15 protein-coding genes and 1 pseudogene are annotated in these 19,478 nt (G+C 66.1%); 12 read left to right on the forward strand and 4 right to left on the reverse strand.

The features are described 5' to 3' along the window. The first annotated feature begins 151 nt into the window (after positions 1 to 151). Complete coding sequence (locus EYB42_RS15755) at positions 152 to 2,530, forward strand: ATP-dependent helicase (protein ID WP_135451042.1); 2,379 nt, start codon at positions 152 to 154, stop codon at positions 2,528 to 2,530. A gap of 48 nt (positions 2,531 to 2,578) precedes the next feature. Here the strand turns inward: EYB42_RS15755 and EYB42_RS15760 are convergent, their stop codons facing one another. Further along, positions 2,579 to 3,718 (reverse strand): benzoate/H(+) symporter BenE family transporter, encoded by a 1,140-nt coding sequence (locus EYB42_RS15760; protein ID WP_135451043.1) that lies wholly within the window; start codon positions 3,716 to 3,718, stop codon positions 2,579 to 2,581. 448 nt (positions 3,719 to 4,166) lie between these two features. After that, a complete protein-coding gene (locus EYB42_RS15765) occupies positions 4,167 to 4,382 on the reverse strand; it encodes a DUF1127 domain-containing protein (RefSeq protein ID WP_135451044.1) in 216 nt (71 codons plus the stop codon). 249 nt (positions 4,383 to 4,631) lie between these two features. Between EYB42_RS15765 and EYB42_RS15770 the strand changes: the two genes are divergently transcribed. The 10 genes from EYB42_RS15770 (at position 4,632) to murD (ending at position 16,229) form a co-directional block, all read left to right on the forward strand. Continuing rightward, positions 4,632 to 5,705, forward strand: coding sequence for an Mrp/NBP35 family ATP-binding protein (locus tag EYB42_RS15770; RefSeq protein WP_135451056.1), 1,074 nt, complete (start codon positions 4,632 to 4,634; stop codon positions 5,703 to 5,705). A gap of 38 nt (positions 5,706 to 5,743) precedes the next feature. After that, complete coding sequence (locus tag EYB42_RS17435; protein ID WP_167851047.1) at positions 5,744 to 5,956, forward strand: hypothetical protein; 213 nt, start codon at positions 5,744 to 5,746, stop codon at positions 5,954 to 5,956. A gap of 777 nt (positions 5,957 to 6,733) precedes the next feature. After that, on the forward strand, positions 6,734 to 7,240 hold the full coding sequence (locus EYB42_RS15775; protein ID WP_135451045.1) for a division/cell wall cluster transcriptional repressor MraZ: 507 nt from the start codon (positions 6,734 to 6,736) through the stop codon (positions 7,238 to 7,240). Between the two features lie 4 nt (positions 7,241 to 7,244). Next, positions 7,245 to 8,249, forward strand: coding sequence for a 16S rRNA (cytosine(1402)-N(4))-methyltransferase RsmH (gene rsmH / locus EYB42_RS15780; protein WP_135451046.1), 1,005 nt, complete (start codon positions 7,245 to 7,247; stop codon positions 8,247 to 8,249). Further along, complete coding sequence (gene ftsL / locus EYB42_RS15785; RefSeq protein ID WP_135451047.1) at positions 8,249 to 8,593, forward strand: cell division protein FtsL; 345 nt, start codon at positions 8,249 to 8,251, stop codon at positions 8,591 to 8,593. The genes rsmH and ftsL overlap by 1 nt, the downstream gene beginning before the upstream one ends. Further along, positions 8,590 to 10,383, forward strand: a complete 1,794-nt coding sequence (locus EYB42_RS15790; RefSeq protein WP_135451048.1) for a peptidoglycan D,D-transpeptidase FtsI family protein — start codon at positions 8,590 to 8,592, stop codon at positions 10,381 to 10,383. The genes ftsL and EYB42_RS15790 overlap by 4 nt, the downstream gene beginning before the upstream one ends. Before the next feature lie 11 nt (positions 10,384 to 10,394). Next, positions 10,395 to 11,876 (forward strand): UDP-N-acetylmuramoyl-L-alanyl-D-glutamate--2,6-diaminopimelate ligase, encoded by a 1,482-nt coding sequence (locus EYB42_RS15795; protein WP_135451049.1) that lies wholly within the window; start codon positions 10,395 to 10,397, stop codon positions 11,874 to 11,876. A 163-nt stretch (positions 11,877 to 12,039) separates the two neighbouring features. Further along, positions 12,040 to 13,476: a UDP-N-acetylmuramoyl-tripeptide--D-alanyl-D-alanine ligase gene (locus EYB42_RS15800; protein WP_135451050.1), complete on the forward strand. Its 1,437-nt coding sequence runs from the start codon at positions 12,040 to 12,042 to the stop codon at positions 13,474 to 13,476. 4 nt (positions 13,477 to 13,480) lie between these two features. Next, the gene (gene mraY, locus EYB42_RS15805; protein ID WP_135451051.1) at positions 13,481 to 14,563 is read left to right on the forward strand and encodes a phospho-N-acetylmuramoyl-pentapeptide-transferase; all 1,083 of its coding nucleotides are present in this window, start codon (positions 13,481 to 13,483) and stop codon (positions 14,561 to 14,563) included. A 259-nt stretch (positions 14,564 to 14,822) separates the two neighbouring features. Further along, positions 14,823 to 16,229 (forward strand): UDP-N-acetylmuramoyl-L-alanine--D-glutamate ligase, encoded by a 1,407-nt coding sequence (gene murD, locus EYB42_RS15810; RefSeq protein ID WP_135451052.1) that lies wholly within the window; start codon positions 14,823 to 14,825, stop codon positions 16,227 to 16,229. A gap of 85 nt (positions 16,230 to 16,314) precedes the next feature. Here the strand turns inward: murD and EYB42_RS15815 are convergent, their stop codons facing one another. Both EYB42_RS15815 and EYB42_RS15820 read right to left on the reverse strand, forming a co-directional pair. Then, the gene (locus tag EYB42_RS15815) at positions 16,315 to 17,370 is read right to left on the reverse strand and encodes a Gfo/Idh/MocA family protein (RefSeq protein ID WP_135451053.1); all 1,056 of its coding nucleotides are present in this window, start codon (positions 17,368 to 17,370) and stop codon (positions 16,315 to 16,317) included. Beyond that, positions 17,370 to 18,473: a ThuA domain-containing protein gene (locus tag EYB42_RS15820; protein WP_135451054.1), complete on the reverse strand. Its 1,104-nt coding sequence runs from the start codon at positions 18,471 to 18,473 to the stop codon at positions 17,370 to 17,372. The genes EYB42_RS15815 and EYB42_RS15820 overlap by 1 nt, the downstream gene beginning before the upstream one ends. A 95-nt stretch (positions 18,474 to 18,568) precedes the next feature. Here EYB42_RS15820 and EYB42_RS15825 point away from each other — a divergent pair. Next, a pseudogene (locus tag EYB42_RS15825) lies at positions 18,569 to 19,478 on the forward strand (transposase); the annotation flags it as partial.

Raw genomic sequence — 19,478 nt, forward strand, 5'->3', positions numbered from 1 at the left:
GCAGCGCAAGGGACAATGCCGCCGTTTTCGTGCGGAAATGCGACTTGATGGTGCGGGGAGATGTTAGCGCAAACATCCCGATGCCGAAGGTGCTGAACATTCCGCGAACGCGGGCCTTTCCCTGCTGGCTGGTCTGTATATACTGCGGGCCATGACCGGAATGGATGAAGATCAGGCCTTCGAGGGGGCGGCGATCCCGCTGTCGCAGCGTGCGCTGGCGGGGCGGGGCGCGCCCTACCTAGATGACCTGAACCCCGCCCAGCGTGCGGCCGTCGAGGCGCTGGACGGCCCCGTGCTGATGCTGGCGGGGGCCGGCACCGGCAAGACCAGGGCATTGACCGCCCGGATCGTGCATCTTCTGCACCGGCGCCGGGCCCGGCCGAACGAGATCCTGGCCGTGACATTCACCAACAAGGCCGCCCGCGAGATGAAGGAGAGGGTGGGGCGGATGCTGGGCGAGGTGGCCGAAGGTATGGCCTGGATGGGCACCTTCCATTCGCTCAGCGCGAAGATCCTGCGGCGGAACGCCGAACTGGTCGGGCTGAAGCCGAATTTCACCATTCTGGATACCGACGATCAGGTGCGGCTGCTGAAGCAGTTGGTGCAGGCCGCCAACATCGACGAAAAGCGCTGGCCCGCGCGGCTGCTTGCCGGTCTGATCGACAGCTGGAAGAACCGGGCCTGGCTGCCCGAAAAGGTGCCGTCATCCGAGGCCGGGGCCTACAACAACCGCGGAACCGAGCTTTACGCAGCCTATCAGGACCGCCTCAAGACCCTGAACGCGGTCGATTTCGGCGACCTTCTCTTGCATTGCGTGACGATCTTCCAGACCCATCCGGACGTGCTGGAACAGTATCAGCGCTGGTTCCGCTATATTCTGGTGGACGAGTATCAGGACACCAACGTCGCCCAGTATCTGTGGCTGAGGCTGCTGGCGCAGGCGCATCGCAACATCTGCTGCGTGGGCGATGACGACCAGTCGATCTACGGCTGGCGCGGGGCAGAGGTCGGCAACATCCTGCGCTTCGAGAAGGATTTCCCCGGCGCGCAGGTGATCCGGCTGGAACAGAACTACCGCTCGACCGGCCATATCCTCGGCGCCGCATCGGGGGTGATCGCGCGAAACAACGGGCGCCTGGGAAAGACCCTATGGACAGCCGGCAGCCTGGGAGAGAAGGTCCGGCTGATCGGTCACTGGGATGGCGAGGAAGAGGCGCGCTGGATCGGCGAGGAGATCGAGGCCATCCAGCGCGGGACGCGGGGGATGGACCCGGTGGATCTGAACCATCAGGCGATCCTTGTGCGTGCCAGCCACCAGATGCGGGCCTTCGAGGACCGGTTCCTGACCATCGGCCTGCCCTATCGCGTGATCGGTGGGCCGCGGTTCTACGAACGGCAGGAAATCCGCGATGCGATGGCCTATTTCCGGCTGGCGGTCAGCCCCGAGGACGATCTGGCCTTCGAGCGGGTGGTGAACCTGCCCAAGCGCGGCCTTGGCGACACTGCGCAGGCCAAGATCAACGTGCTGGCGCGCGAATCGGGGGTATCGCTGCTTGACGGCGCGCGCGAGGCATTGGCGAAGGGCGTAGTGAGCGGCAAGGGCGCGGCGCAGTTGCGGATCTTCGTCGATGCGGTTGACCGCTGGCATCAGGTGACGCTGCACCCGGAATACGACCACATCCGGCTGGCTGAAACCATCCTGGACGAATCCGGCTATACGGGGATGTGGCAGAACGACAAGACACCGGAGGCGCCGGGACGGTTGGACAACCTGAAGGAACTGATCAAGGCGCTGGAGCAGTTCGACAACCTGCAAGGGTTCCTGGAACACGTCAGCCTGATCATGGACAACGACACCGAGAGCGTTGAGGAGAAAGTCACGATCATGACGCTCCACGCCGCCAAGGGGCTGGAATTTCCGGTCGTGTTCCTTCCGGGATGGGAAGACGGGCTCTTCCCCTCCCAGCGCAGCATGGACGAGCAGGGCGTGAAGGGGCTGGAGGAAGAGCGGCGGCTGGCCTATGTCGGCATTACCCGGGCGGAACGGCTGTGCACGATCAGCTTTGCCTCCAACCGCCGGGTCTATGGCCAGTGGCAGTCGCAGCTGCCCAGCCGCTTCATCGACGAGCTGCCTGCCGAACATGTCGAGGTGCTTACCGCCCCTGGCCTGTATGGCGGCGGCTACGGGGCGGCTGCGCAGGTGGGCTTCGGCTCGAGTTTCGAGGAGCGGGTCTCGAAGGCCGACGTGTATAATTCCCCCGGCTGGCGACGATTGCAGGAAAACCAGTCCTCGCGCCCGATGCGCCAGCCACAGGAGGCGCGGCATGTGGTGATCGACATGGAGGCGGCCTCACCCTACGTTCTGGGCGACCGGGTGTTCCACCAGAAGTTCGGCTATGGCGAGATCATGGGCATCGAGGGCGACAAGCTCGACATCGAGTTCGATCACGCAGGGACAAAGAAGGTGGTCGCGCGGTGGGTGATCCCGGCCGATCAGGTGCCGGATCGGATGGACGACGTCCCGTTCTGAGTCTGGCCGGAATCCCGCAGGGAATGCGCAGACCCTGGGCCAAGGGGTCTAACGCCGGAGCCGGTCCAGAAGCAGCACCGCGATGCCGGCCGCCAGCCCCCAGAAGGCGGCGCCGATCCCGAGGGCGGCGACACCCGATGCGGTGACGGCAAGGGTCGTCGTCGCTGCGAAGCGCTGTTCGGGCCGGGCAAAGGCGCCGGCAAGCGCGCCCGCAAGCGGCCCCAGCAAAGCAAGTGCCACCAGCGCCAGAACCATGGGGCCGGGCAGCAAGGCGAGAAGTTGCAGCACCGTGGGGCTGAGCAGCCCGAGGATGACCCAGGCGGCCGCATAGGCCAGCCCGACGATCCACCGGCGGCCGGGGTCGGGGTGGACATCCGGGCCGAGGCAGATTGCGGCGGTGATCGCCGCCATGCTGACGGTATGGGCGCCGAAGGGTGCGGTGAGGGCCGAGATCAGGCCGGTGACTGTCAGTGCAGGGCCTACAGGCGGCTCATACCCCGCGGCGCGCAGGGTTGCGAAGCCGGGCAGATTCTGACTGGCCATTGTCACCAGATACAGGGGCAGGCCGAGGCCAAGGATGACCGGCAGGCGGAATTCGGGCAGGACCGGCTCCAGCATTGGCGAGGCAAGGCTGAGCGCGCCAAGGTCTGTTTCCGTCAGAAGCGACGGAACCATGCCTGCGGCAAAGGCGGCAAGCACGGCCATTGCCGGATTTGCCAGCCGCACGGCCAGGAAGACGGCGACCATGGGAAGAACGACCACCGGCAGGGCCTCGGCCGCAACGGCGCCTTTCAGGCAGAAGGGAAGCAGAACCCCCGCCAGCATGCCCGCGGCGATCCCGTCGGGGATGCGCGCGACCAAAGCCCCCAGCGGGCGGATCAGGCCGGTCGCGGCGGTCAATAGGGCCGCGACGACGAAGGCCCCGACCCCCTCGGCCAGGCTGATGCCGGAGGTGGCTGCGATCAGCGCGGCACCGGGGGTGGACCAGGCAAGGACCATCGGCACATGGGACTGCCAGGACAGGAAAGCAGAGCCTGCGGCCTTGCCGATCGACACGGCCAGCAGCCAGCTGGCCGTCTGCGCAGGCGTGGCCCCCAGTGCAGTCGCCGCTGCAAGCACGATGGCAACGCTTGCCGCGTATCCGACCAGTGCCGCCACGGCAGCCGCCGAGATCACCGATAGCCGCATCGTGCCCCCAGTTCCGGTCGGCGGACTATCCGGTGCAGGGCAGGGATGCGCAAGAGGATGCAGGGGCGGCGGTGCCAGGGAGGAGGAGAGGAGCCGGCGCTGCATCACAGACACCAAGCGAGGGGGGTGTCCGGTCCGTGTGGGGTGGCCGCCCCTGAAGGAGCGGCGGTGCCAGGGAGGAGGAGTGGCACCGCCGCGGTATCGAACGCCCAGGGAGGAGGAGGGGCGTCCAACAGCCGTGGGCCATGGCGACCCAAGGGTTTTTGCGGCGGCCCGAGGGAGGAGGGGAGGGGCCGCCGCGTTCAGATGACCCCAGGGAGGAGGAAAGGGTCACCCGATCATGTGGGGCGTTTTGCCCCGGTGTAAAGGGGCGGCGATGCCAGGGAGGAGGAGGGCATCGCCGCTGATCGCACAAGCCCCAGGGAGGAGGAGGGGGCCTGACGAAAACCTATTTGCCGTAGGCGGCTTCGCGGGCGATCTCGGGGATCGAGATGCGGGCGATGCCCAGATCGGCCAGTTCACGGTCGGTAAGCGCGTTCAGTTCGGCCACCGTGCGCAGATAGACCTGACGGCTGTTGATAGCGGCCGCCATGCTATCCTTCAACGCCACCAGGCGGTCCATAAGGCCCCTGCGGGCGACGCGGGTCGTGTTGACGTAAGCCATGTCTCTAGCCTCTTGCAGTTCGTCGGCAACGTTCTGTCGCTCTGTTGCCGGTAACATGGGCCAGATGCTGCACCTGCACAATAGCGCCGGGCCGCAATGCCGCCATGCAGCATCCGCATGGCTCTGGTCACAGAAATGTCATTCCTTATTAAGCGCTTCGCCGGAATTTTGAGCAAATGGTAAACACCCCTTGCCTCTGTGCACAAAGATCACGACCTTACGCGGAAAGACTGTGCAGCGGAGGAAATGATGGCGGTCGATCGGGCGGCGGTGATGCAGGTTCTGTCCGGTGTTGCCCATCCCGGCGGAGGCGATCTGGTAAGCCGGGATCTGATTCGCGCGCTTTCGGTCGAGGGCGGCACCGTGCGCTTCGTGATCGAGGCGGCCACGCCCGATGAGGCGCGCGCCCTGGCCCCTGCGCAGGCCGAGGCCGAGGCGCGTCTGCGGGCGCTGCCGGGGGTCGAGGCGGTGCAGATCGTCATGACCGCCCATGGTCCGGCGCCCAAGGCCGCGCCGCCCAGCCTGAAGATCGGACAGCACCCGACGCCGCATCAGGGCGGGCCGCAGCGGATTTCCGGCATCGACCGGATCATTGCGATCGCCAGCGGCAAGGGGGGGGTTGGAAAATCCACGGTGGCCTCGAACCTGGCGGTGGCGCTGGCGCGGCGGGGGCGGCGGGTGGGGCTTCTGGACGCCGACATCTACGGGCCGAGCCAGCCGAAGATGATGGGTGTGAACCGGAGGCCCTCGAGCCCTGACGGCAAGACCATCGAACCCCTGGTTGCCCATGGCGTGACCATGATGTCGATCGGCCTGATGCTGAAGGAGGACGAGGCCGTGGTCTGGCGCGGCCCGATGCTGATGGGGGCGCTGCAGCAGCTTCTGGGGCAGGTGGCCTGGGGGAAGCTGGACGTGCTGATCATCGACCTGCCGCCGGGGACAGGCGACGTGCAACTGACCTTGTGCCAGCGCACGCATCTGACCGGGGCGATCGTGGTCTCCACGCCGCAGGACGTGGCACTTCTTGACGCGCGCAAGGCGCTGGACATGTTTGCCAAGCTGAAGACCCCGGTCCTGGGGCTGGTCGAGAACATGTCCACCTTCGTGTGCCCGAACTGCGGCCACGAAAGCCATATCTTCGGCCATGGCGGGGTCGCGGCCGAGGCGCGGAAGCTGGACCTGCCCTTCCTGGGCGAGCTGCCGCTCGCGCTGGACGTGCGGGTGGCCGGCGACAGCGGCACGCCGATTGCCGCGACCGACAGCCCCCTGGCGCAGCCCTATCTTGCGCTGGCCGACCGGCTGATCGCGGGTGGCATGGGCTGATCGCTCGCCTGGCGCGGAACTGTGCGGGGCGCGATCCCATGCCTGGCCCTGCCCTGCAGGCTGGTGAGGCCGCTGGTTTCCATGTGGAGGCCTTCGCGGCCAGCGATATCGGTCGCATTTCCTTGATGGCCAGCCTTAGCGATTCGCATGCCCAGGTCGAGATCGACGGTGCCGTGCTGATGCTGGCCGACAACGACATGATGGCACCAGCCCCTCACGGAACCGGTTCGGTCCTGCGCGGGCATCTTTAGCCGGCCTTGCCGTATCGGCAGGTCGGGTGGGGCCGGGCAGTTGCGGCCGGCCGCAAGGTGTTAGCCCCCTTCCGGCGCGACTTCTGGGGCGATGCCCGCGGACCTCTGGCCGACCCGTTCGGGCTGGATGGGCGGTCTCGACACCCGATCCCGCGCTGTGATGGCGGCGCGCCCTTCCCGATGCGTGGGCATTTCGAATCGTTGTGCATGGGAAATCATGGGATGAGCTTGATTCGTTCTGGTTTCCCGGCATGATGTCAGCCACCATCGCCGCGAATTTCCGCGATTTGAACGGCGATTCAGGACTTGGCGCGGGATCTGGCGGGAATTCACGGGACTGTTATTGGGCGCGATGCGACCACAAAATATAGCGGGTTTACCTTGGCTTCCTTGCTATAAGTTGGACCACTAGTGGATGAGATGGACACCACATGCTGTTTTTCCTATGCGTCAGCCGCAAGATGTTGCCCATCGGCTCCCAACTTTTCCCTTGATTTCCCATCTTATCCCATGCACCTTGTTCTCACGGCGATGAGATGGGTAGTGAACAGCAGGGGCGGCTAAAGACCCCGAACAAGGCGTAAGGCAGCTTCATACAGGCAGCCCCTTTCATCGGACGACAGAGATCCGGCGCGCGAGCGAGCAGACATCTCCCCCAGGTGGCGCGCGTAGCTGGACGCCCAGCGATGGGACAGCGGCGGATCGGGTAGTGGCAGCAACCCGATCCGCCTTTTCCATTTCCGGGCCGTGAACAGGTTTGGTGAAGGCCGAAAGGCGATGGCAGAGGCGTTCAGAGGCGAATTCTACCAGAAGGTAGATGCCAAGGCCCGGGTCTCGATCCCGGCCGCCTTCCGCGCCATCCTGGCGGCAGATGACCCCGAGCGGGGCGAAAAGGGCGGCGTGCGCCTCTACATGGTCTATGGCGGCAAGTCGCGGAATTTCGTCGAATGCTATTCCAAACGCGGCGCCGACCGGCTTGCCGAGGACATCGAGGCGATGGAGATGGGCTCGCCCGAACGCATTCGGGCCGAACGCGACCTGATCAGCCGGTCGGTCATGGTCGAGGTCGATGGCGAAGGGCGCATCGTCCTGCCGCAGAAGGTGCGCGAGAAGATGGGCTTTCACGGCGATGACTTGGCCGGCGGCGGCGAGGCCGCCTTTGCCGGTTTTACCAACCGCTTCCGTCTGTACCGCAAGGAAGTCTACGAGGCTGAACTGGCCGAGGAAGACGACGACGACATCGATCCGCTGACCCTTGTAGGGCGGCACAGGCGGACGGGGTAGCCAGATGCAGGGTCCGCTGCCAGGCCACCCGAGCGATACCCCGCACATTCCGGTCCTGATTGACGCGATCCTGCGGGAATGTGCGCCGATCCGGGGTGTCTGGCTGGACGGGACGCTGGGGGCGGGCGGATACACGCGCGCCCTGCTTCAGGCCGGTGCCGAGCGGGTGATCGGCATCGACCGTGACCCCCTGGCCCTCAGGATGGCCGCCGACTGGGCGGCGCCCTGGGGCGACAGGGTCCGCCTGGTCGAGGGCACGTTTTCCGACCTCGACACCCTTGCGGGCGAGCCGCTGGATGGTGTGGTGCTGGATCTTGGCGTAAGCTCGATGCAGCTCGACCTGCCGGAACGGGGATTTTCCTTCCTGCGGGACGGGCCGCTGGACATGCGGATGAGCCAGCAGGGCCAGAGCGCGACCGATCTGGTGAATTCGGCTGACGAGGCTGTTCTGGCGGACATACTGTTCCACTACGGCGAGGAACGCGCCGCCCGCCGGATCGCCCGTGCGATAGTGGCCGCGCGGGCGGTGGAACCGATCGTGACGACCGCCCGTCTGGCCGAGATCGTGGCGAAATGCCTGCCGCGCCCCAAGCCCGGACAAAGCCACCCCGCGACGCGCAGCTTCCAGGCGATCCGCATTGCCGTGAACGCCGAATTTTCCCAGCTTGCCGAAGGACTTGCAGCGGCAGAACGGGCGTTGAAGTCCGGCGGTCTTCTGGCTGTCGTGACCTTCCACAGCCTTGAAGACCGGATCGTCAAGCGTTTCCTGCAACTGGCCAGCGGGCATGAGGCCAACGCCAACCGCTACGCCCCGGCCCGGTCCGCCGAGGCACCGCGGTTCGATCTGGTGACCCGCCGCGCCATTGCTCCCGACGAGGCCGAGATCGCCCGAAATCCCCGGGCGCGCTCGGCCAGACTGCGCATCGCGCGGCGCACCGCAGCGCCCGCGAAATCCATTCCTGCGGCCGATCTAGGCCTTCCCGACCTGCGACCGAAAGGACGCCGCTGATGCGACCCGTGCTTTACGTTCTCAGCTTCCTTGCCCTGATCGCGCTGGGCTTCTGGGCCTACCGCGAGAATTATGCCACCCAGGCCGCACTGAAAGAGGTGCAGGCCCTGCAACGCGAAATCGCCGGCCTGCGCGAGGCGCTGGCGATCCAGCGGGCGGAATGGGCCTATCTTAACCGGCCCGACCGTCTGCGCGAACTGGCCACCGTGAACTTCGACCGGCTGGGGCTGCTGCCGATGGAGCCCACCCAGTTCGGCAGCGCCGCACAGGTCGCCTATCCGCGCGCCCGCCTGCCCGAGATCAGCTTCACCACCGACACCCAGGCCAGTGGGGAGGGTCTGTGATGCGCACACCGCTTCGCCCGCTTGCCCGCGTTCTTCAGGCCCGCGAGGACGGTCTGAACCCTGATCAGATCGAACGCGAGAATCTGCGCCTGCGCCATGAGGCAATGCGCGAAAAGTCGCGCGGACGTGCCGAATTCCGTCTGCTGATCCTTTGCCTCAGTTTCATCCTGGCCTTCGGCGCCATCGGTACCCGCATGGGGCTGATGGCAGCCGCCGTTCCGACAGAGCCGCGCGCCCGCGCCCCAGGGGCCGAGATTGTGGCTCAGCGTGCCGACATCACCGACCGCAACGGCAGGATCCTCGCGACGAACATGACCACGCACGCGCTTTATGCGCATCCGAAGGTCATGGTCGATCCCAAGGGCACGGCGAAAAAGCTGGCCGAGATCTTCCCCGATCTTGACCCTGCTGCCCTGGAGCGGCGTTTCACCGACGGGCGCAGCTTTGTCTGGATCAAGCGGGTTCTCAGCCCCGAACAGATGCAGCTGGTGCACGAAATCGGCGATCCCGGCCTTCTGTTCGGCCCGCGCGAGATGCGGCTTTACCCGAATGGAACCCTGGCTGCACATGTTCTGGGCGGAGCGTCTTTCGGGGCCGAAGGGGTTCATTCGGCCGAGGTCATCGGCACGGCGGGCATCGAGAAGGCAATGGACGCGCGGTTGCGCGATCCGGCGCGGGGGGGCGAGCCACTGATGCTGTCGATCGACCTTTCGCTTCAGGCCACGGTGGAAGAGGTGCTGGGTGCCGGCATGGCCATGCTGAACGCCAAGGGTGCGGCCGCGATCCTGATGGATGCGCGCACTGGCGAGGTTCTGGCGCTGGCCTCGCTGCCGAACTTCGATCCGAACAACCGGCCCAATCCGCTGGCGGACAGGAATGCCGAGCCCGGGGACAGCCCGCTGTTCAACCGCGCGGTGCAGGGTGTTTACGAGCTCGGCTCGACCTTCAAGATCTTTGCGGCGGCGCAGGCAATGGAACTGGGCCTTGTCACGCCCGAAACGATGGTCGATGCCAATGCGCCGATGGTGTGGGGCAAACACCGTATCAAGGAGTTCGAGAACAAGAACTACGGGCCCCTGCTGTCGGTGACCGATGTCATTGCGAAGTCGTCGAACGTCGGCACGTCGCATATCGCGCTCATGATCGGCCCCTTGCGCCAGCAGGCATTCCTGAAATCTCTGGGCTTTTTCGACCCGACGCCGCTGGAACTTGTCGAGGCCCCGGGTGCGCGCCCGCTGATCCCCAAGCGCTGGACCGAGATCGTGACCATCACCACGTCATACGGGCATGGCATGTCGGCCAGCCCGATGCATCTGGCCGCTGCCTATGCCGCCATTGCCAACGGTGGCGTGATGATCAAGCCGACACTCCTGAAGCGCGAGGGTCCGACGACCGGCGTGCGCGTGATGAGCGAGAAGACCGCGATGGAATCGGTCAAGATGCTTCGGCGGGTGGTTACTGAAGGCACGGCTTCACTTGGCGAGGTGCCGGGCTACGAGGTTGCCGGCAAGACCGGTACCGCCGACAAGGTGAAAAGGACCGGCGGTTACTACAAGGACAAGGTGATCAACACCTTTGCCGCCGTCTTTCCCGCCTCGAACCCGCAGTATGTGCTGGTCGTCACCCTTGATGAGCCTACGGATACCACTCTGTCGCAGCCCCGCCGCACGGCGGGCTGGACCGCCGTCCCGGTTGCCGCGGAAATCATCCGTCGCGTCGCCCCGCTGATGGGGCTTCGGCCCAAGCTTGAACCTGCCCCTGCGGATGCGCTAACAGCCGCCAGCAATTGACGGGGGATGGCATGGCGGCGCGCGCGATACGGCTTTCCGATCTCGGGCTGACGGCCCGGGCCGGTCGCGACCCGGCGCTGTCGGGACTCACAGCAGACAGCCGCGCGGTATTGGCGGGAATGCTGTTTGCCGCGCTTCCCGGCTCTGCGACGCACGGCGCACGCTTCATTCCGGCGGCACTGGATCAGGGGGCGGTGGCGATCCTGACCGATGCCGAGGGCGCAAGAATGGCGGCCCAGGCCCTGACCGAAAGCGATGCAGCGCTGATCGTGGCCGAAGATCCGCGCGCCGCTCTGGCCTGCGCGGCGGCGCTATGGTTCGGCCCCCAGCCCGAAACCATGGTTGCGGTGACCGGCACCAACGGCAAGACATCCGTGGCCACCTTCACCCGGCAGATCTGGTCGGCGTTGGGCCATGCGGCGATCAACATCGGCACCACGGGCATCGAAGGCGCGTGGGAAGCCCCCTCAAGTCACACGACCCCCGATGCGATCACCTTGCAGAAGCTTCTGGCGGCTGCGGCGCGGGACGGCGTCACCCACGCAGCGATGGAGGCATCCTCGCACGGGATCGACCAGCGCCGACTGGACGGGGTGCGGCTGAAGGCGGCGGGGTTCACCAACCTGACCCAGGATCACCTTGACTACCACGGCACGATGGAGGCCTATTTCGCGGCCAAGACGCGGCTATTCACCCGGCTTCTGCCCGAGGACGGGGTCGCGGTCATCAACCTTGACGGCGCCATGGGGTCGGAGATGGCGGAACTTGCGCTCGGTCGGGGGCTGCACGTCCTGACCGTTGGCAAGGGCGATGGCGCCGATCTTCGCATCGCCGCCTCGCGCCCCGATGCCACCGGGCAGGAGGTGCGCTATCTCTGGCAGGGCCGTGCCTTCCAGACCCGGCTGAACCTGATCGGGGCCTTCCAGGCCGAGAACGTGGCCGTGGCGGCGGGGCTGGCCATCGCATCGGGGGACGCAGCCGAGGACGTGTTGGCCGCGCTGCCCCGGCTGACAGGGGTCAGGGGCCGGATGCAGCTGGCCGCGACCCGCCGGAACGGGGCGGCGGTCTATGTGGACTATGCCCATACGCCGGACGCGATCGAGACGGCGCTGCGCGCGCTGCGCCCGCATGTGATGGGGCGCATCGTCATCGTCTTCGGCGCGGGCGGCGACCGCGACCGGAGCAAGCGCCCGCTGATGGGCGAGGCGGCGCGCAAGTATGCCGATGTCCTTTACGTCACCGATGACAACCCCCGCACCGAGGATCCCGCATCGATCCGCCGCGCGATCCTGGCGGCCTGCCCCGAGGCGCACGAGGTCGGCGACCGGGCCGAGGCGATCCTGCGGGCGGTCGATGCGCTGCAACCGGGCGATGCGCTGCTGATCGCCGGCAAGGGCCACGAGACCGGGCAGATCGTCGGTAACGACATCTATCCTTTCGACGATGTCGAACAGGCCAGCGTCGCGGTTGCGGCCCTGGATGGCGTGATATGAGCCGCCCCCGGATCAGCGCGCCTACCTTCCCCTCCGCGTGGAGGGGATGGGGGTTGGGGTCCGTGGCGGAGCGCCCTTGCGATGCGGCGACCTCCCCCGCCCTCTCCCTCCCCCACGCGGGTGGAGGAAAACGTCCGGCCGGGCAAGTTGCAGGAGTGGACGGATGATGCTTTGGACCTCTGCCGATGCTGTGCGGGCGACCGGCGGGCGGACGACCCGAGACTGGCAGGCCTCGGGCGTGTCGATCGACACCCGCTCACTGCAACCCGGCGATCTGTTCGTCGCGCTGAAGGACGTGCGTGACGGGCATGACTTTGTGGCCCAGGCACTGGAAAAGGGGGCCGCAGCCGCGCTGGTCAGCCGGATCCCTGACGGGGTGGCCGCGACGGCGCCGCTGCTGGTTGTTCCCGATGTCATGGCGGCGCTGCGCGCGCTGGGGGCCTTTGCCCGGGCGCGGACGACCGCCCGCGTGGTTGGCATCACCGGATCGGTCGGCAAGACCTCGACCAAGGAGATGCTGCGCGCCATCCTTGCGGGGCAGGGACGCACACATGCGGCGGAAGCCAGCTACAACAATCATTGGGGTGTGCCGCTGACGCTGGCGCGGATGCCCGCCGACGCCGAGTATGCGGTGATCGAAATCGGCATGAACCACCCCGGCGAGATCGCGCCGCTCGCCAGACTGGCCCGGCTGGACGTTGCCATGGTGACGACCGTCGCCCCCGCGCATCTGGAAGCCTTCGGCAGCGTCGAGGGCATCGCGCACGAGAAGGCCTCGATCTTCGAAGGGCTTGTTCCGGGGGGTACCGCGGTGTTCAACGCCGACATCGACTGGACCCCGCTTTTGCGCGCAAAGGCCGTGTCGGTCGGCGCGCGGCCGGTCGGCTTCGGCAAGGCCGAGGCGGCCGACTGGCGCCTGATCGAAGCGCGGATCGTGGACGAGGCCACCGTCTGTCGCGCCAGCCGCGGGGGGATGACCTTTCTGTTCAAGGTCGCCTCGCCCGGTCGCCATTTTGCGCTGAACGCACTTGGCGCGCTTGCGGTGGCCGAGGCGCTGGGCGCCGATCCGATGATTGCCGCGCATGATCTTGGCCGCTGGTCCCCGCCTGCCGGCCGCGGCCAGCGCGAACGGATCGTTCTGGACATCGTGGAAGAGACCTTCTTCGACCTGATAGACGATGCCTTCAACGCAAATCCGGCATCCATGGCCGCAGCGCTGGACGTGCTGATCGCTGCCAAGCCCACCGACGGAATCGGACGGGTCGGCGATGGCCGCCGAATCGCGATTCTTGGCGACATGCTGGAACTCGGCCCAACCGAGGCGGAACTGCATGCCGCGATCGCCCGCCATCCGGGCCTGTCAGCGGTGCACGTCATCCACTGCGTCGGACCGCGCATGCGCGCCCTTTACGATGCCCTGCCTCGCCCGCAGCGCGGCGAATGGGCTGAAAGTGCCTCTGATCTTGCCGCGCGGGCCCGCAGCCTGGTGGACGCAGGCGACATCCTGCTGGTCAAGGGCTCGAAGGGATCGAAGGTCAGCCTGGTTGTTGACGCCCTGCGCAAACTGGGGCAGGCCGCCGCCCCGAATGAAGGAACCTGAGTGAATGTTCTTCTGGCTGACCGAGTTTTCCGACGGTGGGGATGTCTTCAACCTGTTCCGTTACATCACCTTCCGCGCCGGTGGGGCCTTCGTCACGGCGCTGGTCTTCGGCTTTCTGTTCGGACGGCCGCTGATCGACCTCTTGCGGCGCAAGCAGGGCAAGGGTCAGCCGATCCGTGATGACGGGCCGCAGTCGCATCTTTCGAAGGCGGGTACGCCGACGATGGGGGGGCTGCTGATCCTGTCGGCACTTCTGTTCTCGACTCTTCTCTGGGCACGGCTTGACAACCAGTATGTCTGGATCGTGCTGCTGGTGACGCTGGCGTTCGGGCTGATCGGCTTTGCCGACGACTATGCCAAGGTGACCAAGCAAAACACCAAGGGCGTATCCGGCCGTTTGCGCATGGGGCTGGGCCTGGTCATCGCGGCGCTGGCGGCCTATTCGGCCTCGATGTTCCATCCGGCTGACCTGACCAACCAGCTGGCCTTTCCCTTCTTCAAGAACCTGCTGCTGGATCTTGGCATTTTCTTCGTGCCCTTCGGCATGATCGTGATCGTGGGTGCGGCCAATGCGGTGAACCTGACTGACGGGCTGGACGGCCTTGCGATCATGCCGGTGATGATCGCGGCCGGAACCCTGGGGGTCATCGCCTACGTCGTCGGCAACGCCAACTTCACCACCTATCTGGACGTGCATTTCGTTCCGGGAACGGGCGAACTCTTGGTATTCTGCGCCGCGCTGTGCGGTGCGGGGCTGGGCTTCCTGTGGTACAACGCACCGCCGGCGGCGGTGTTCATGGGCGACACCGGAAGCCTGGCACTTGGGGGCGCACTGGGCGCCATTGCCGTCTGCACCAAGCACGAGATCGTGCTGGCCATCGTCGGCGGCCTGTTCGTCGTCGAGGCGCTGAGCGTGATCATCCAGGTGCTCTACTACAAGCGCACAAAGAAGCGAATCTTCCTGATGGCGCCGATCCACCATCATTTCGAGAAGAAGGGCTGGGCGGAGCCGCAGATCGTGATCCGGTTCTGGATCATCAGCCTGATCCTGGCGATGATCGGACTGGCCACGCTGAAGGTGCGCTAGGGGCCTGCCACCATGGCCGGCCCGGCCGAGCTGTCTTGCCAGGTGCGGGGAATGATGTTTCCTGCGCCGCTTCGCCTTGCCGCACGTCTTTCGGCATTGCTGCCCCCGGTCGTGACCGCCTTCGACCATCACAAGGCTGCGTCCAGTGTCGCCGGGGCATGGCCTGGATTGCGCCCTGTAGCACCCCCCAGGGGCGCGCTGGGCCTTTTCCTTTTGATCCCGGTCCCCTATCCGTTGGTGCGTCAAGCAGGGGGTGACGATGATCCCGGTCAAGGGTTACAAGGGCGCGAAGGTTGCGGTTCTGGGTCTTGGCCGGTCGGGCCTGGCCACGGCAGCGGCGCTGCGGGCCGGAGGTGCCGAGCCGCTTTTGTGGGACGACAGCCCAGAAGCACGGGCAAAGGCCGAGGCCGAAGGTTTCGTGCTGACCGACCTGACCCGTAATGCCGCGCTTGACGGCGTGGCCTGTCTGGTGGCCTCGCCCGGCATTCCGCATCTCTATCCCGCGCCAAACCCGATCATTGCCCGCGCGCTGGACATGGGCGTGCCCGTCGATAACGACATCGGCCTGTTCTTCCAGAGTGCGGCAGGGGCTGACTGGGGCGCGATGGAGACCCCGCCCAAGGTGGTGGCGATCACAGGATCGAATGGCAAGTCAACCACGACTGCGCTTATCCATCACATCCTTCTGTCGGCAGGACGGCCCAGCCAGATGGCTGGCAATATCGGGACGGGCGTGCTGTCCATCGACCCGCCGCAGGATGGCGAGGTGATCGTGCTGGAACTCTCCTCCTACCAGACGGAACTGGCCCGGGCGCTGACCCCGGACGTTGCGGTTTTCACGAATCTCTCACCCGACCATCTGGACCGCCACGGCGGCATGGGCGGCTATTTCGCCGCCAAGGCAAGGCTTTTCACACTGGGCGGGCCGGATCGGGCGGTGATCGGCGTGGACGAGACGGAGGGCCGCTTCCTGGCCGACGCGCTGGGGCAGGGGGTGCAGGACGACAGGGTGATCCGGGTGTCCTCGGGCCAGAAGCTGGAAGCCTTCGGATGGTCGGTCTTTGCCCGCAAGGGGTTCCTTGCGGAATGGCGCAAGGGGCGGCAGGTGGCGGCGATCGACCTGCGCGAGGTGAAGGGCCTGCCCGGCGCGCACAACCATCAGAATGCCTGCGCGGCCTATGCGGCCTGCCGGGCGCTTGGGCTGGCGCCGAGGCAGATCGAAGCGGCTGTGCACACCTTCCCCGGTCTGCCGCACCGCAGCCAGCTTGTGGGCGAACGCGGCGGGGTGCGGTTCGTCAACGATTCGAAGGCGACCAATGTCGATAGCGCAGCCAAGGCCTTGCAGGCATTCCCGAAGATCCGCTGGATCGCCGGCGGGCTGGGGAAGGAGGGCGGCATCGCGGCACTGAGGCCTCTGATGGGGTCGGTGGTGAAGGCCTATCTGATCGGCCATTCCGCCCGCGATTTCGCCCTGCAGATCGGCGACACGCCTCACGAGATCTGCGAAACGATGGAACGCGCCGTGGCAAGGGCGGCCGAGGAGGCGCAGCCGGGCGAGGTGGTGCTTCTTGCCCCGGCGGCGGCCAGCTTTGACCAGTATCCGAACTTTGAAAAGCGCGGCGAGGATTTCACCGCGCGGGTCAGGGCGCTGATCGGCGGTCAGTAAGCGATTTCTTTTGAGAAATCGCACCCGAGCCGTCGAAGGATCTGGACCCGAGTTTTCGAAAACTCCGGTCGCGCAAACCGTGGTTTCAGACGATTAGCAGCCGCCCACCTTCGGCTGCCGAAGCCTCGGCCCTGTCCAGCAGCCGCTGCAGGGCGGCGCCGCGGGCAAAGTCGGGTTCAGCCGGGCCTTCTGCGCGGATCGCGGCGATGAAACGCTGGTAGATCGTGGGGACAGGGGGGCAAGCCACCGCGTGCCAGGTGCCGGTCTGCACGTCGTCCCCTAGGCAGGCGCGCAGCGCGCTTTCGCCCTTCTCGAACCGCACCTCCAGCCCGCCGGTCTGGCCGTAAAGCCGCAGGCGCAGGTCGTTCAGGTGGCCGGTGGCAAAGCGGGTCGCGGCCACCGTTCCAAGCGCCCCGTTGGCAAGGCGCAGCTGCATCGTGGCGCTGTCGTTGGCGTCCAGCACATAGTCGCCGATCCGGCCCCCCGGCGCCTTGTCGAAGGTTTGCAGCAGGCAGGACACTTCGGCCGGCTCGATCCCGGCGATGAAGGTGGCGAAGTCGAGGATGTGGATGCCCACGTCGCCAAGAACCCCCTTCGAACCGTGCGCCGTTGACAGCCGCCAAAGCCATTGCGGTTCGCTGTCCCAGTGGCCCCAGGCGGGCTGGGTCAGCCAGCTTTGCAGGTAGCTGGCCTCGAAATGCCGGATCTCGCCGATGGCGCCCTCGCGCACCATCTGCGCGGCCTTGTGCAGGGCCGGGACATTGCGGTAGCTGAGGTTGACCATGTTCACCACGCCGGCCCGTGCGGCGACGGCGGCCATTTCCTCGGCATCCCGGGCGTTCGTCGCAAGCGGCTTTTCGCACAGCACATGCTTGCCCGCCGCAAGGAAGGGCATGGTCGTGGCGTGGTGCGCGGCGTCGGGGGTGACGTTGGTCACCGCGTCGAACCCGCCCCAGGCCAGCGCCTCGTCGATCGAGGTGAAGCCAAGCGGGATGCCGTGCGCCGCCTGGAAGGCCGCAAGCTGTTCCGGCCGGGTGTCGATGCCCGCCACCAGTTGGACGCCGGGAATGGCGGTGAAGCCCTCGGCATGGTTCTTCGCCATTCCGCCGGTACCGAGGATCAGAAGTCTGACGGGCTGCATCAGCGATAGCCCTCTTCGCCGTCGTGGTGGAGCCGCGGCCCGCGTTCGACGATGGGCTCCAGCGCATTGGCCACGGCGCGGTTCGGCGCTTCGGTCGGCATTGCGATCCGGCCTTCCGGGTTGTGCGCCCAGCGGACGGCATTGGCGATGATCTTCTGCACAAGGGGCTGGTGGTATGTCGGGTAGGTTTCGTGCCCTGGCCGGAAATAGAAGATGTTTCCCGCCCCGCGCCGGTAAGTCAGGCCCGAGCGGAACACCTCGCCGCCCTGGAACCAGCTGATGAACACTGTTTCCAGCGGTTCCGGCACGCCGAAGGGTTCGCCATACATTTCTTCGTATTCGATCTCGAAGTGATCGGGGATGCCGCGGGCAATCGGGTGCTGGCGGCTGGTGACCCAGATCCGCTCCCGTTCGCCGGCCTCGCGCCACGACAGGTTGCAGGGCGCGCCCATCAGCCGCTTGAAGGGTTTGGCGAAATGGGCGGAATGCAGGAAGATTGCGCCCATGCCGGACCAGACGGCCTCGCACACCCGTTCCACCACCGCATCGGCAACATCGCCATGCGCGGCATGGCCCCACCAGATAAGCACATCCGTTTCGGCCAGCCTTTCGGCGGTCATGCCGTGCTCGGGGTCTTGCAGCGTGACGGTGCTGGCCGAGATGCCGTTTTCCCGGTTCAGGAACCCGGCAATCGTGCCGTGCATGGTCGCAGGATAGATCTGCGCCACCACCTTGTTCTTGTGTTCATGGACGTTCTCGCCCCATACGGTGACGCGGATGGTCATCATTATCTCCTTCAGGCGCAATCCTTGCGGGTCTCGGCGGATGGGTAAGCCTGCTTTATCGAAGCGGTGCAAGTGCTCAGGCTTCCGCACAAGCGAAACCCGCGTGCTGCCCGGGATGTTCGTCTTGTCCGATCGGCGCACGATCACGGAATCGTCGCTGCCGATCTCCACGAAGAGGAAGAGGTCCGGGCCAAGATCCTCGACATGCAGGACCTCGCCCGACCAGGGGCCGTTGTCCACTACCTCGATATGTTCGGACCAGACCCCGAGGGTGGTGCAGCCTTCGGCCTCTGCGAATTTCCCGGTCAGGAAGTTCATCTTCGGGCTGCCGATGAAGCCTGTGACCTGCCCCCCCCCGGAAGTTCCCTCGTTGTGATGTAGAGTCTGCCCAACCCGAAAAATGAGCAGACGATATGAGGGAAAGCCGTTTCACCGAGGCGCAGATTATCGGGATGATCTAGGAGCAGGAGGCAGGTTTGCCGACCTCCGAGCTGTGCCGGAAACACGGGTTGAGCCCCGCGACGTTCTACAAGCTCAAGGCCAGGTATGGCGGGATGGACCTGTCGGACGCGAAGCGGCTGAAGCAGCTCGAGGACGAGAACGCGAAGCTGAAGCGCCTTCTGGCGGATGCCATGCTCGACAATGTGGTTCTGAAGGATCTGTTGGGATCGAAGCCATTGGACGCCACTGGTCCGAGGACCATGGCTGAGGCCTGACGACGCCGATGGCGCGGCGGGATGCGGTGTTGCGGGCAATGAAGGATCACCCGATCTCTCAGCCCGGGCCTGTGTCCTGATCGGTGTCGATCCGAAGACGGTGCGGCGGGACAGGCCGCCCGATCGAGCCATTGAGGCGCCATTGGTTCGAGCCCAATGGCGAGGCCGGAAATCGGTGAGGAGATGCACAAGATCACCGAGAAGCGCCGACGCTTCGGCTATCGGCGCGTGGGCATCATGCTGGAGCGCAAGGGCATGATCATGAACGAAAAGAAGCTCTACCGGATTTACCGGGAAGAGGGCCTGTCGGTGCGCCGCCGTCGTGGCCGCAAACGGGCGCGCGGCAGCCGCACACCGATGCCAGTGCCACTGCGGCCGAACCAGCGCTGGTCGCTGGACCCTCGCCATGGTCACTCGGACCGGTGGCGTTCCCATGGCTCGATGTCCGATACGTTAGGGGCTTGCTGCAAGTTCCGCATCCTGGCAGTGAACGACGATTGCTGCCGTGAGAACCTTGCCCTGATCGCCGACACCAGCATCGCGGGGGCCAGGGTGGCGCGGGAACTTGATGCCTTGGTCCGGATCTATGGCAAGCCCGCCTGCATCG

The sequence above is a fragment of the Tabrizicola caldifontis genome (assembly GCF_004762095.1).
GTDB classification, from domain to species: Bacteria; Pseudomonadota; Alphaproteobacteria; order Rhodobacterales; family Rhodobacteraceae; genus Tabrizicola; species Tabrizicola caldifontis.

What these genes read in the sequence shown, in the direction of transcription:
- EYB42_RS15755 (WP_135451042.1), top strand. Translation starts at nt 152, where the DNA reads ATGACCGGAATGGATGAAGATCAGGCCTTCGAGGGGGCGGCGATCCCG.
- EYB42_RS15760 (WP_135451043.1), bottom strand. Translation starts at nt 3,718, where the DNA reads ATGCGGCTATCGGTGATCTCGGCGGCTGCCGTGGCGGCACTGGTCGGA.
- EYB42_RS15765 (WP_135451044.1), bottom strand. Translation starts at nt 4,382, where the DNA reads ATGGCTTACGTCAACACGACCCGCGTCGCCCGCAGGGGCCTTATGGAC.
- EYB42_RS15770 (WP_135451056.1), top strand. Translation starts at nt 4,632, where the DNA reads ATGGCGGTCGATCGGGCGGCGGTGATGCAGGTTCTGTCCGGTGTTGCC.
- EYB42_RS17435 (WP_167851047.1), top strand. Translation starts at nt 5,744, where the DNA reads ATGCCTGGCCCTGCCCTGCAGGCTGGTGAGGCCGCTGGTTTCCATGTG.
- EYB42_RS15775 (WP_135451045.1), top strand. Translation starts at nt 6,734, where the DNA reads ATGGCAGAGGCGTTCAGAGGCGAATTCTACCAGAAGGTAGATGCCAAG.
- rsmH (WP_135451046.1), top strand. Translation starts at nt 7,245, where the DNA reads ATGCAGGGTCCGCTGCCAGGCCACCCGAGCGATACCCCGCACATTCCG.
- ftsL (WP_135451047.1), top strand. Translation starts at nt 8,249, where the DNA reads ATGCGACCCGTGCTTTACGTTCTCAGCTTCCTTGCCCTGATCGCGCTG.
- EYB42_RS15795 (WP_135451049.1), top strand. Translation starts at nt 10,395, where the DNA reads ATGGCGGCGCGCGCGATACGGCTTTCCGATCTCGGGCTGACGGCCCGG.
- EYB42_RS15800 (WP_135451050.1), top strand. Translation starts at nt 12,040, where the DNA reads ATGATGCTTTGGACCTCTGCCGATGCTGTGCGGGCGACCGGCGGGCGG.
- mraY (WP_135451051.1), top strand. Translation starts at nt 13,481, where the DNA reads ATGTTCTTCTGGCTGACCGAGTTTTCCGACGGTGGGGATGTCTTCAAC.
- murD (WP_135451052.1), top strand. Translation starts at nt 14,823, where the DNA reads ATGATCCCGGTCAAGGGTTACAAGGGCGCGAAGGTTGCGGTTCTGGGT.
- EYB42_RS15815 (WP_135451053.1), bottom strand. Translation starts at nt 17,370, where the DNA reads ATGCAGCCCGTCAGACTTCTGATCCTCGGTACCGGCGGAATGGCGAAG.
- EYB42_RS15820 (WP_135451054.1), bottom strand. Translation starts at nt 18,473, where the DNA reads ATGAACTTCCTGACCGGGAAATTCGCAGAGGCCGAAGGCTGCACCACC.